This is a genomic window from Burkholderia aenigmatica, from assembly GCF_048627025.1.
Lineage (GTDB): Bacteria > Pseudomonadota > Gammaproteobacteria > Burkholderiales > Burkholderiaceae > Burkholderia > Burkholderia aenigmatica.
In genome coordinates, this window is the sequence record NZ_CP184468.1 from 387004 (window position 1) to 399258 (window position 12255).

Annotated in this window: 13 protein-coding genes, 1 pseudogene and 1 riboswitch; of the genes and pseudogenes, 12 read left to right on the plus strand and 2 right to left on the minus strand. The window is 67.9% G+C overall.

The window, feature by feature from the left end:
* Positions 1–145 precede the first annotated feature (145 nt).
* Positions 146–356, minus strand: a pseudogene (locus ACN8ZM_RS01825) (short-chain dehydrogenase); the annotation flags it as partial.
* Positions 357–381: 25 nt separating this feature from the next.
* Positions 382–2151, minus strand: coding sequence for an ABC transporter ATP-binding protein/permease (locus ACN8ZM_RS01830; RefSeq protein WP_420210461.1), 1770 nt, complete (start codon positions 2149–2151; stop codon positions 382–384).
* A gap of 269 nt (positions 2152–2420) precedes the next feature.
* A riboswitch (TPP riboswitch) is annotated at positions 2421–2544 on the plus strand.
* 231 nt (positions 2545–2775) lie between these two features.
* On the opposite strand from ACN8ZM_RS01830, the gene ACN8ZM_RS01835 reads away from it, so the two are divergent.
* From ACN8ZM_RS01835 to ACN8ZM_RS01890, 12 genes are all read left to right on the plus strand, one after another.
* Entirely contained in the window at positions 2776–3912 is a 1137-nt protein-coding gene (locus ACN8ZM_RS01835) for an FAD-dependent oxidoreductase (protein WP_420210462.1), read from the plus strand.
* A gap of 32 nt (positions 3913–3944) precedes the next feature.
* A complete protein-coding gene (gene thiS / locus ACN8ZM_RS01840; RefSeq protein WP_043191789.1) occupies positions 3945–4142 on the plus strand; it encodes a sulfur carrier protein ThiS in 198 nt (65 codons plus the stop codon).
* 38 nt (positions 4143–4180) lie between these two features.
* Complete coding sequence (locus ACN8ZM_RS01845) at positions 4181–4996, plus strand: thiazole synthase (protein WP_043191787.1); 816 nt, start codon at positions 4181–4183, stop codon at positions 4994–4996.
* Positions 4993–6117: a thiamine phosphate synthase gene (gene thiE / locus ACN8ZM_RS01850; RefSeq protein ID WP_420210463.1), complete on the plus strand. Its 1125-nt coding sequence runs from the start codon at positions 4993–4995 to the stop codon at positions 6115–6117. The genes ACN8ZM_RS01845 and thiE overlap by 4 nt, the downstream gene beginning before the upstream one ends.
* A gap of 84 nt (positions 6118–6201) precedes the next feature.
* Entirely contained in the window at positions 6202–7023 is an 822-nt protein-coding gene (locus tag ACN8ZM_RS01855) for an ABC transporter ATP-binding protein (protein WP_006477138.1), read from the plus strand.
* Complete coding sequence (mlaE, locus tag ACN8ZM_RS01860) at positions 7020–7787, plus strand: lipid asymmetry maintenance ABC transporter permease subunit MlaE (RefSeq protein WP_006477137.1); 768 nt, start codon at positions 7020–7022, stop codon at positions 7785–7787. The genes ACN8ZM_RS01855 and mlaE overlap by 4 nt, the downstream gene beginning before the upstream one ends.
* Before the next feature lie 24 nt (positions 7788–7811).
* Positions 7812–8372, plus strand: coding sequence for an outer membrane lipid asymmetry maintenance protein MlaD (mlaD, locus tag ACN8ZM_RS01865; RefSeq protein ID WP_043191782.1), 561 nt, complete (start codon positions 7812–7814; stop codon positions 8370–8372).
* Between the two features lie 30 nt (positions 8373–8402).
* On the plus strand, positions 8403–9347 hold the full coding sequence (locus ACN8ZM_RS01870) for an MlaA family lipoprotein (RefSeq protein ID WP_043191923.1): 945 nt from the start codon (positions 8403–8405) through the stop codon (positions 9345–9347).
* A gap of 109 nt (positions 9348–9456) precedes the next feature.
* A complete protein-coding gene (locus ACN8ZM_RS01875) occupies positions 9457–10086 on the plus strand; it encodes an MlaC/ttg2D family ABC transporter substrate-binding protein (RefSeq protein WP_043191921.1) in 630 nt (209 codons plus the stop codon).
* Entirely contained in the window at positions 10083–10358 is a 276-nt protein-coding gene (locus tag ACN8ZM_RS01880; RefSeq protein WP_420210464.1) for an STAS domain-containing protein, read from the plus strand. The genes ACN8ZM_RS01875 and ACN8ZM_RS01880 overlap by 4 nt, the downstream gene beginning before the upstream one ends.
* 192 nt (positions 10359–10550) lie before the next feature.
* Positions 10551–11477, plus strand: a complete 927-nt coding sequence (locus tag ACN8ZM_RS01885) for an ABC transporter ATP-binding protein (RefSeq protein ID WP_011350722.1) — start codon at positions 10551–10553, stop codon at positions 11475–11477.
* Positions 11474–12229 carry an ABC transporter permease gene (locus ACN8ZM_RS01890; RefSeq protein WP_011350723.1) on the plus strand — a complete coding sequence of 252 codons (756 nt, stop codon included), beginning with the start codon at positions 11474–11476 and terminating at the stop codon, positions 12227–12229. Before ACN8ZM_RS01885 ends, ACN8ZM_RS01890 begins: the two co-directional genes overlap by 4 nt.
* Positions 12230–12255: the final 26 nt, after the last annotated feature.

Here is a 12255-nt window from a genome sequence, read left to right on the forward strand (position 1 = left end):
CGGGCTTGCCGCTGCATCGGTTCGGCGACGTCGCGCGACGTCCGGCCTGCTACCCGTGGCGGGTGAGCGTCTATCCCGATGGATCGAGCTTCGATTCTCTCCCGGTGACGAGATCCGTCACCACCTTCCCCGACCCCATCGACATTGCCCGCCCGGGTTCACCAAGATCGCTGGAGAGTGTGATGCACACCGCGCCGGCCGCGGTGTACGCGCGGGCGACTTCGACTTCGGCGAGCCGGGCGCGTGCCGCTTTGTCCGCGTTGCGCGCATGCAGCGCCAATGCCATGCCGGGCGCGACGAGCCGTGAGCCGCCGCGCGCACGCCGCGCCGATCCCCGAACCGGCGCCGGTGATCAGCGCGCTCCGCGCGCGGCGCGTGCGCTTACGCGGCGACCTTGTCGCTGTCGTTCACGCGCTCGACGTTGATCGTGCCGACGTGGAACGCGGCCAGCGACTCGCGGTGCGCGATGCTGACGATCGCGGCCTTCGGCAGCCGTTCGGCGAACAGGTGGTAGAGGCGTGCCTCGTTGTCGGCGTCGAGCGCGCTCGTCGCTTCGTCGAGGAACAGGAAGTCGGGTTTGTGCAGCAGCACGCGTGCGCCGGCCAGGCGCTGCTGTTCGCCCGGCGACAGCACGCGGGTCCAGTGCGCGGTCTCGCCGAGGCGCTCGACGTAATCCTCGAGGCGGCATGCGCGCAGCGCGTCGCGGCAGGCTTCGTCGCTGAACGCGTCGGCCGTCGCCGGATAGGTGAGCGCGGCCTTCAGCGTGCCGATCGGCAGATAGCTCGTCTGCGGCACGAACATCATCCGCGCGCCGACCGGCGCATCGATCGCGCCGTCGCCGAACGGCCACAGGCCCGCGAGCGCGCGCATGAACGTGCTCTTGCCGGAACCCGACTTGCCGATCACGAGCCAGCGCGAGCCGGGCTCGATCGTGACGCTGCCGATGTTCGCGAGCGCGTTGCCGTTCGGCAGCGCGAGCTTGAGCGACGACGTCGACAGCGTCGTGTCGTCGACGTAGTGCAGGTTGATGCCGCCGTGCTCGGTCGCGGGCGACAGGCTTTCCTTCAGGTGCGACGTGCCCATCACGCGCTTGAATTCGCGCAGACGGTTGACGGTGGCGCGCCATTCGACGAGGGTCGAGTAGCTGTTGATGAACCACGAGAACGAATCGCTGACGGTGCCGAACGCGGACGAGATCTGCATCAGGACGCCGAACGAGAACGCGCCCGCGAAATAGCGCGGTGCGGCGACGACGAGCGGGAAGATGATCGCAATCTGCCCGTAGAAGCTCAGCACGAACGTGAGCCGCTTCGTGTACTTCATCACGCGCCACCAGTTGTCGCGGATGCGCAAGAAGAGGTTTTGCGCGTTGCCGGTCTCGGTCTTCTCGCCGTCGTAGAACGCGATCTGCTCGGCGTTCTCGCGCACGCGGATCAGCCCGAAGCGGAAGTCGGCCTCGACGCGCTGCTGCTGGTAGTTGATCGACACGAGCGGATGGCCGACCTTCTGGATGATCAGCGAGCCGATCACCGCGTACAGCGCGGCCGCCCACACCATGTAGCCGGGGATCGCGATCGGCGTCGCGCCGAGCGAGATCGTCAGCGCGCCGGCGAGCGACCACAGGATCGTGATGAACGACACGAGCGTGACGACCGTCGACAGCAGGTCGAGCGACAGCGCGAGGGTGGTCGTCGCGAACGACTGGAGGTCGTCGGTGATCCGCTGGTCGGGGTTGTCGGCGAGGCGGTCACGTTCGATCCGGTAGAACGCGCGATCGCCGAGCCACTGGCCGAGAAAGCGGTCGGTGAGCCACTGGCGCCAGCGGAAGCCGAGCATCTGCCGCAGGTAGCGGCCGTACACGGCGAGGATGATGAAGGCGAACGCGAGCGCGGAGAACTGCATCAGCAGGTTCGGGAAGTCGTGAACGTCCTTCGACTGCAGCGCGTTGTAGAACTCCGCGTTCCACTTGTTCAGCCGGACGTTGATCCAGACCACGCAGAGGTTGATCGCGATGATCGAGACCAGCAGGCCCCATGCGATTTTCCATTCGGACGATACCCAGTAGGGCTTGATGAGGCTCCATGCGGATACCGGGCGCTCGTCCTGCGGCGCGTCGGAGGCGGAGCGGACGGGATCGATCGATTGGGTCATGTGCTTCCTGATGAGTAGCCGGCGCGCGGGCCGGGCGAAGCCGGGCGCGCGCCGCGATACGGCATGCCGGGACGCGGCGCCGACTGACGGCGGGCGTCCGGATGGTCGCCCGCGCGTCTTAAACGGCACTTAAGGCCGGCGGTGACGCGGCAACCGGCCGCTCGCGCGGCCGGCCTGCGGGCATTGTGCCAGAGCGGCGCGGCACGACGGCGAATTTGCCGCAAGGGGGACAGTTTGCGGCGCTTTCCGCTTTTATGGTCTAATGGCCGACGACGAAACAGGGGTGCTTTGTGGCGCGGCCGGCAGATGTTCCAGGCAGCGCGATGAGGCTGAGAAAGACCCTTCGCACCCGATCCGGGTAATACCGGCGAGGGAAGTTTCTGATCCCGCCGGGTCGCGCTGGCTGCCATCCCACATGGTCAGCGCCCTTGTCCCGCCCGGCCGGCCTTTGCTGCCGGTTTCGTCCTTTTGGGTACGCGCTTTGCGCGTTACGGAAGGAATGATGACCGCACAATCTTCAGTCTTTTGCATGGTTCCCGGCCCGATGTCGCGTGCGTTCGCGCACGGCGGCGCGTGCGCGTGCGCATCGACGTTCGTCGTGCGCGCTTGCGCGGAGGGTGCGCGATGAACGCCCGGGATTCCCGACCCGACTTCGCGGTGCTCGGCGGCGGCCTCGTCGGCCGCCTGATCGCATGGCGGCTCGCAGGCGACGGGCATCGTGTCGCGCTTTACGAGCGCGGCGGCCCGGACGGCGAACAGTCGGCCGCGTGGATCGCGGCTGCGATGCTCGCGCCGCTCGCTGAAGCGGCGAGCGCGGAGCTGCTGATCACCGAGCTCGGCGCAGCGTCGCTCGCGCGCTGGCCGCAGTGGCTCGCGGAACTGCCGGAACCCGTCTTCTTCCAGCATCACGGCACGCTCGTCGTCTGGCATCACGCGGATCGTGCGGAGGCGCCGTTGTTCGAGCGGCGCGTGCGCGCGAACGCGCCGGCCGACCTGTTCGACAGCGGGTTCGTGACGCTCGCCGGCGCGCAGGTCGATGCGGCCGAGCCGGTGCTCGCGGGCCGCTTCGCGCGCGGCCTGCTGCTGCCGAACGAAGGCCAGCTCGACAATCGCCAGGCGCTGCGGGCGCTCGCGGCCGGCCTCGTCGAACGCGGCGTCGACCTGCACTGGCACGTCACGATCGACGACGCGAACCTGCCCGCCGCGCATTTCACGATCGATTGCCGCGGGCTGGGCGCGAAACCCGCGCTGCCCGCGTTGCGCGGCATCCGCGGCGAAGTCGCGCGCGTGCGCGCGCCCGGCATCGGGCTCACCCGGCCCGTGCGGCTGCTGCATCCGCGCTACCCGCTGTACATCGCACCGAAGCAGGACGATCTCTATGTGATCGGCGCGACCGAAGTGGAGGGCGAGGACATGTCGCCCGTCAGCGTGCGCTCCGCGCTCGAACTGCTGAGCGCGGCGTTCTCCGTGCATCCGGCGTTCGGCGAGGCACGCATCCTCGAGCTCAATGCGCAGTGCCGGCCGACGCTGCCCGATCATCGCCCGGCGGTGATCTGGGACGGCGCGTCGACGCTTGCCGTCAACGGCCTGTACCGGCACGGCTTCATGATCGCGCCGGAAGTCGCGCACGCGGCGGTTGCGGTCGCCGAAGCCGCGCTGGGCGGCGCGTTCGGCGACGCCGACGCGTTTGCCGCGTGGCGCGACGCGGCGCGCTGGCCGACGCTCCTTCATCACCGCAACGACGCGCGCCAGCCGGCCTGACGCGCGCCGCCGACCGAATTCGACGAAGCCTCATGGATATCCAGATCAACCAACAGACCCTGACGTTGCCCGACGGCGCAACGGTGTCCGACGCGCTCGCCGCGTACGGCGCGCGTCCGCCGTACGCGGTCGCGCTGAACGGCAACTTCGTCGCGCGCACGCAGCACGCGGCGCGCGCACTCGCGGCGGGCGACAAGCTCGACGTCGTGCACCCCGTCGCGGGCGGCTGAGCGCCGCCGGATCGTCCCCGCTCTTCCAGGAAAACGACATGACGTCCCACACCTCCGCCGACGCGTTGACGCTGTACGGCGAAACCTTCGCAAGCCGCGTGCTGATCGGCACGTCGCGCTATCCGTCGCTGCAGTCGCTGTCCGATTCGATCGCCGCGTCGCGGCCGGGGATGGTGACGGTCGCGCTGCGCCGCCAGATGACGGGCGGTACGGCCGAAGCCGGCTTCTTCGACCTGCTCAAGCGCCACGCGGTGCCGCTGCTGCCGAACACGGCCGGCTGCCAGACCGTCGCCGAAGCCGTGACGACCGCGCACATGGCGCGCGAGGTGTTCGGCACCGACTGGATCAAGCTCGAACTGATCGGCGACGACTACACGCTGCAGCCCGACCCGGTCGGCCTGATCGAAGCGGCCGCGCAACTGGTCAAGGACGGTTTCAAGGTGCTGCCGTACTGCACCGAGGATCTGGTGATCGGCCGGCGCCTGCTCGACGTCGGCTGCGAGGCGCTGATGCCGTGGGGCGCGCCGATCGGCACGGGCAAGGGCGTCGTGAACCCGTACGGCCTGCGCGTGCTGCGCGAGCGGCTGCCCGACGTGCCGCTGATCGTCGATGCGGGGCTCGGCGTGCCGTCGCACGCGTGCCAGGTGATGGAGTGGGGCTTCGACGGCGTGTTGCTGAACACCGCCGTGTCGCAGGCCACGCACCCCGAGATCATGGCGCGCGCGTTTGCGCAGGGGGTCGAGGCCGGCCGTGCCGCATATCTCGCCGGGCCGATGGACGCGCGCGAGACCGCGCACGCGAGCACGCCGGTCGTCGGGATGCCGTTCTGGCACCAGGACGGGGGCGGCGCATGAGCACGCGTTTCGCGGATGCATTCTGGCCGCCGGCCGACGAACTGGCCGAAGCGGCCGAACGGATTCGCGCCCGGCTCGGCGACTGGCCTGGCGGCGCCGCGCCGTGGCGGCTCTGCGTCGCGGTGCCCGACGCGCCGGCCGACGGCGACGTGCTGATCGTATCGGCCGGCGACCGCGCCGCGCAGGCGCGTGCGTCGGCCGCATCGCGGCCCGCGGCGCCGGGCGCGGTCGCGATCGAATTCGACGAGCAGGGCGCGGTGCTGCACACGGCGGGCGCGCGCCACGCGCTCGACGCCGCGCATCCGCTCGCGGACGACTGGATCGCTGCGCTCGCCGCGTTCCTCGATTGCGGCTTTGCGCCGGTCGATGCGCTGGTGCTGGCGCTGGCCTGGCGCGACGGCGACGAAACGCGCGCCGCCGATGCGTGGCCGGTCGATGCCGCGCGGTTCCCGCGTGTCGCCGGGTTGCCGGCCGCGCCCGAACCGGCATTCGCGCCGTGCCCCGCGCAACTTGGCCTTTATCCGGTCGTGCCGGACGCCGAATGGGTCGAGCGCGTGCTCGATTGCGGCGTGCGGACCGTGCAGCTGCGTGTGAAAGGCGCAACGCCGGACGCCTTGCGGCGGGACATCGCGCGCGCGGTCGCGGCCGGGCGCCGCTATCCGGATGCGCGCGTGTTCATCAACGATCACTGGCAGATCGCCGTAGAAGAAGGGGCGTACGGCGTTCATCTGGGCCAGGAAGACCTCGAAACGGCCGATCTGGCCGCGATCGCGCGCGCGGGCCTGCGGCTCGGACTTTCGAGCCACGGTTATTACGAAATGTTGCGAGCGCTGCACGAGCGCCCGAGTTACCTCGCGCTCGGCCCCGTGTACGCAACCGCGACCAAGGCCGTTGCTGCGCCGCCACAGGGCCTCGCGCGGATCGCCCGTTATGCGCGCTTCGCGGGCGCGCGGGCGCCGCTCGTCGCGATCGGCGGGGTGGGGCTCGACGCGCTGCCGGCCGTACTGGCAACGGGCGTCGGCAGTGTCGCGGTGGTCAGCGCGGTGACGGGGGCGGCCGACTATCGGGCCGCCATTGCTGCGTTGCAACAATGTTTTCCCGGACAATTTGACAATCATTGACCGGAGGGGCTGAAGCGGCGTCACGACATCATTCCAAGGCAGGCCCTATAATTCGGCGTTCTGCGTAAAAGGACTGTCAGCTCCGTGAGCCCCACTCCTACCGAGACACTGCTGGAACTTCGCGACGTCGACTTTGGCTACGGCGACCGCCTCGTCCTGTCCAACCTGAACCTGCGCTTCGGGCGCGGGCAGGTGGTCGCGGTCATGGGCGGGTCGGGTTGCGGCAAGACGACCGTGCTGCGCCTGATCGGCGGCCTCGTGCGTGCGCGCCGCGGCCAGGTGCTGTTCGACGGCGCCGATGTCGGCGCGCAAACGCGCGACGGCCTGTACGCGCTGCGCCGCAAGATGGGCATGCTGTTCCAGTTCGGCGCGCTGTTCACCGACATGTCGGTGTTCGAGAACGTCGCGTTCGCGCTGCGCGAGCATACCGACCTGCCCGAAGACCTGATCCGCGACCTCGTGCTGATGAAGCTCAACGCGGTCGGGCTGCGCGGCGCGCGCGACCTGATGCCGTCCGAGGTGTCGGGCGGGATGGCGCGCCGTATCGCGCTGGCACGCGCGATCGCGCTCGACCCGCAGCTCATCATGTACGACGAGCCGTTCGCGGGCCTCGATCCGATCTCGCTCGGCATCACCGCGAACCTGATCCGCACGCTGAACCAGGCGCTGGGCGCCACGTCGATCCTCGTCACGCACGACGTACCCGAATCGTTCGCGATCGCCGACTACGTGTATTTCCTGGCCAACGGCGGCGTGCTCGCGCAGGGCACGCCCGACGAGCTGCGCGCATCGACCGATCCGAGCGTGCGGCAGTTCATCGACGGTGCGCCGGACGGCCCGTTCAAATTTCATTACACGAGCCCGCCGCTCGCAGCGGATTTCGGGCTCGGCGGAGGGCGCGCATGATCAGCGCGATCGGACGTTACGTCATCGGCGGCCTCGAGCGCGCGGGCTACGGCACGCGGCTGTTCGTGCGCCTCGTGCTGGAATTCTTCCCGCTGCTGCGCCGGCCGCGGCTGGTCACGAAGCAGATCCACTTCCTCGGCAACTATTCGTTCGTGATCATTGCCGTGTCGGGGCTGTTCGTCGGCTTCGTGCTCGGCCTGCAGGGGTATTACACGCTGAACCGCTACGGTTCCGAGCAGGCGCTCGGCCTGCTGGTTGCACTGTCGCTCGTGCGTGAACTCGGGCCGGTCGTCACCGCGCTGCTGTTCGCGGGCCGCGCGGGCACGTCGCTCACGGCCGAGATCGGTCTGATGAAAGCCGGCGAGCAGCTCACCGCGCTCGAAATGATGGCGGTGGATCCGATCAAGAACGTGATCGCGCCGCGCATGTGGGCGGGCATCATCGCGATGCCGCTCCTGGCGGCGATTTTCAATGCGGTCGGCGTGCTCGGCGGCTACTTCGTCGGCGTCGTGCTGATCGGCGTCGACCCGGGTGCGTTCTGGTCGCAGATGCAGGGCGGCGTGCAGGTCTGGGCCGACGTCGGCAACGGCGTGCTGAAGAGCATCGTGTTCGGGTTCGCCGTGACCTTCATTGCGCTGTATCAGGGGTATGAAGCGAAGCCCACGCCCGAAGGCGTGTCGCGCGCGACCACCAAGACGGTCGTGTTCGCATCGCTCGCCGTACTCGGCCTCGATTTCCTGCTGACCGCGCTGATGTTCAGCTAAGCCTCAGCCAAGCCAAATTTTGGGATGACGATGAAAAAGACTGCTCTCGACTTCTGGGTCGGCCTGTTCGTGGTGGTGGGCTTCCTTGCGGTGCTGTTCCTGGCGCTGAAGGTCGGCAACATGAGCTCGCTGTCGTTTCAGCCGACCTATTCGGTGAGGATGAAGTTCGACAATATCGGCGGGCTGAAGCCGCGTGCGGCCGTGAAGAGCGCCGGCGTCGTGGTCGGCCGCGTGAAGTCGATCGGCTTCGACACGAATACGTACCAGGCGCTTGTCACGATCGATGTCGACGGCCAGTATCAGTTCCCGAAGGATTCGTCGGCGAAGATCCTGACGTCGGGCCTGCTCGGCGAGCAATATATCGGCCTCGATCCGGGCGGCGACACCGAAATGCTGAAGTCGGGCGATACGATCACGATGACGCAATCGGCGATCGTGCTCGAGAACCTGATCGGCCAGTTCCTGTACAGCAAGGCCGCCGACGCGGGCGGTGCGAAGCCGGCAGCCGGTGCGCCGGCCGCGCCTGCACCGGTGGCGGCGCCGGCGTCGGCGGTGTCCGCCGCGTCCGGTTCGGCGGCCCAATAACCACACGAGAGAATACAGAGGGTAATGACCATGCAGACGATCCGCATCAGGCACGCCGCACTGGCGGTAGCGGCAGTCGCCGCGTTGAGCGGCTGCGCGACCGTGCAGACGCCGACCAAGGGTGATCCGCTCGAAGGCTTCAACCGGTCGATGTACAAGTTCAACGACACGGTCGATACGTATGCGCTGAAGCCGGTCGCGAAGGGCTACCAGTACGTGGTGCCGCAGCCGGTGCGCGACAGCGTGACGAACTTCTTCTCGAACATCGGCGACGTCTACATCGCGGCGAACAACATCGTGCAGCTGCGGATCGCGGACGGTGTCGGCGACATCATGCGCGTCGTGATCAACACTGTGTTCGGCGTCGGCGGCCTGTTCGATGTCGCGACGATCGCGAAGCTGCCGAAGCACACGGCCGACTTCGGGATCACGATGGGCCGCTACGGCATGCCGTCGGGCCCGTATCTGGTGCTGCCGCTGCTCGGCCCGAGCACGCTGCGCGACACGGCCGGCCTGGGCGTCGACTACGTCGGCAACCCGCTGACCTACGTGAAGCCGGATGGCCTGAGCTGGGGCCTGTTCGGCGTCAACCTCGTCAACACGCGTTCGAACCTGCTCGGCGCGGGCGACGTGCTGGATGCCGCGGCGCTCGACAAGTATTCGTTCGTACGTAACGCGTACCTGCAACGCCGCCAGATGCTGATCAGCAATGCGCGCGGCGAGGCCGCCGCGACGTCGAGCAACGATGCGCTGCCGAAGTACGACCTGCCGGAAGACGGCGCGGCACCGGCGGCAGGCGCGGCAGCAGCGGGCGGAGCGACGGCGCCGGCAGGCGCATCGGGCGCGGCGGTGGCCGCGCCGGCGTCGGGCTCGGCCGAATCGCCGAACCCGGCCAGCGCAACGACCGTGCCGCCGATGCAGGTGGCGCCGCCGTCGCCGGGCGGGTTCCGCTTCCCGAGCATCCGGCTGCACTGACGGATTTACATTCGTTACAGCCGGAAACGATTCAGTCGGTAGCGTGCGCGAACTTGCGCGTAAGCTACCTGCTCCAACCTACGCATCGACTCATATGCAGGTCACCATGATGAAAAAACTGTTCCTGATCCCCGTTTTCGCGGCGCTGTTCTCGTTCGGCAGCGCGGCCCAGGCGCAAGTCGACCAGTCGAACCCGCAGGCGCTGATCAAGACCGCGACGCAGCAGGTGCTCGACGAAGTCAAGGCGCAGACGATCAAGCAGGGCGACACCAACCGCATCATCACGATCGTCAACAAGGACATCCTGCCGTACACCGATTTCCGCCGTACCACGCAGCTCGCGATGGGCCGCAACTGGCGCACGGCGACGGCCGAGCAGCAGCAGCAGGTTCAGGAGCAGTTCAAGCTGCTGCTGATCCGCACGTATTCGGGCGCGCTGGCGCAACTGAAGCCGGACCAGCAGATCCAGTACCCGCCGTTCCGCGCCGATCCGGCCGACACCGATGTCGTGGTCAAGACGGTGGCGATGAACAACGGCCAGCCGGTCCAGATCGACTACCGCCTGTACAAGTCGGCGAGCGGCTGGAAGGTGTATGACCTGAACGTGCTCGGCGCATGGCTGATCCAGACGTACCAGCAGCAGTTCAACGAGAAGATCCAGCAAAGCGGCGTGGACGGCCTGATCCAGTTCCTCACGCAGCGCAACCAGCAACTTGCCGCTGGCAAGCAAGCGTCGTGAGCGGCTTCGAAGCCGGCTCCTCGCTGACCGTCGCGAGTGCGAAGTCCGCGCTCGCGGACGGTCTTGTGCGCATCGGCGCGGGCGCGACCGCCGTCGATTGCGCAGCGCTGACGCAGTTCGACTCGTCCGCGCTCGCCGTGCTGCTCGCATGGCAACGTGCCGCCAAAGCGCGCGGTGCGACCCTCGACGTCCTCAATCTCCCTCCGAAGCTCGCCAGCCTCGCGCGCGCCTACGGCGTCGACGCGCTCATCGAAGGCACCGGGCGACATTGACCCTGTCCGACCGGAGCCTGCCGCGCCAGCCGGCGCGCGCAAGCTTCAGGCCGCGTGCCTCCTGCACCGGCTCCACCAGCCGGTTTGCCCTATAATCAAGCGTTTTGCGGGGCAGCCAATCGGCGTCCGGCCCCCATTTTCTTTCGCAGCAAGCACAGAATAGGCGTCGCGGCCCTGGCGTCGCGCACAGTCATGTCAGCCATAGAAATCCGTCACGTCAAGAAGCGCTACAAATCGCTTCAGGCGCTCAAAGGCGTCAGCCTGTCGGTCGAGGAAGGCGAGTTTTTCGGTCTGCTCGGCCCCAACGGCGCAGGCAAGACCACGCTCATCAGTATCCTCGCCGGGCTCGCCCGGGCCGACGAAGGCAGTATCTCGGTGCGCGGTCACGACGTCGTCAAGGACTTCCGTGGCGCGCGCCGTGCACTCGGCGTCGTGCCACAGGAACTCGTGTTCGATCCGTTCTTCACCGTCCGCGAGACGCTGCGGATCCAGTCCGGCTATTTCGGGCTGCGCCGCAACGACGACTGGATCGACGAAGTGATGGCCAATCTCGACCTCACCGAGAAGGCCGATGCGAACATGCGCGCGCTGTCGGGCGGGATGAAGCGCCGCGTGCTGGTCGCGCAGGCGCTCGTGCACCGGCCGCCGGTAATCGTGCTCGACGAACCGACCGCCGGCGTCGACGTCGAATTGCGCCAGACGTTGTGGAAATTCATCTCGCGGCTGAATCGCGAGGGCCACACGATCGTGCTGACCACCCATTACCTCGAGGAAGCCGAGTCGCTGTGCGACCGCATCGCGATGCTGCGCCGTGGCGAAGTGGTCGCGCTCGATCGCACCGATGCGCTGCTGCGCCGCTTCGCGGGGCTGCAGCTGTACCTGCGCCTCGCGACCGGCGCGCTGCCGTCCGAGCTGCGCGGGCTGGAGTCCGATCCGGCCGCACGCGCGCCGGGCGAGCACCTGCTGCGCCTGACGAGCTATGACGATGTCGAACGCATCCTCGCGCAATGCCGCGCGGCGGGCTGTACGTTCGACGAGATCGAGGTCCGCAAGGCCGACCTCGAGGATGTGTTCGTCCAGGTGATGAACGGGGCAGACGTCATCGAGGGATTGGCATGAGCGGGTTTCAAACGCTGTTCTACAAGGAATTGCTGCGTTTCTGGAAGGTGTCGTTCCAGACGGTGTGCGCACCGATCGTCACGGCGCTGCTGTACCTGACGATCTTCGGCCACGCGCTGTCGGGCCGCGTCGAGGTCTATCCGGGCGTCGAGTACGTGAGCTTTCTCGTGCCGGGCCTCGTGATGATGAGCGTGCTGCAGAACGCGTTCGCGAACAGCTCGTCGTCGCTGATCCAGTCGAAGATCACCGGCAACCTCGTGTTCATGCTGCTGCCGCCGCTGTCGTACCGCGACATCTTCGGCGCGTACGTGCTCGCGTCCGTGGTGCGCGGCCTCGCGGTCGGCACCGGCGTGTTCGTCGTGACGATCTGGTTTATCCCGATGCATTTCGCGGCGCCGCTGTTCATCATTGCGTTCGCGCTGCTCGGCTCGGCGATCCTCGGCACGCTCGGCCTGATCGCCGGGATCTGGGCCGAGAAGTTCGACCAGCTCGCCGCGTTCCAGAACTTCCTGATCATGCCGCTGACGTTCCTGTCCGGCGTGTTCTATTCGACGCACTCGCTGCCGCCCGTGTGGCGCGAGATCTCGCGTCTCAATCCGTTTTTCTACATGATCGACGGCTTCCGTTTCGGGTTCTTCGGCGCGTCCGACATCAACCCGTTCGCGAGCCTCGCGATCGTCACCGGTTTCTTCGTGCTGCTCGCGCTGATCGCGATGCGGCTGCTCGCGACCGGCTACAAACTGCGTCATTGATATCGACAGGCAGCGGCCGCCATCGG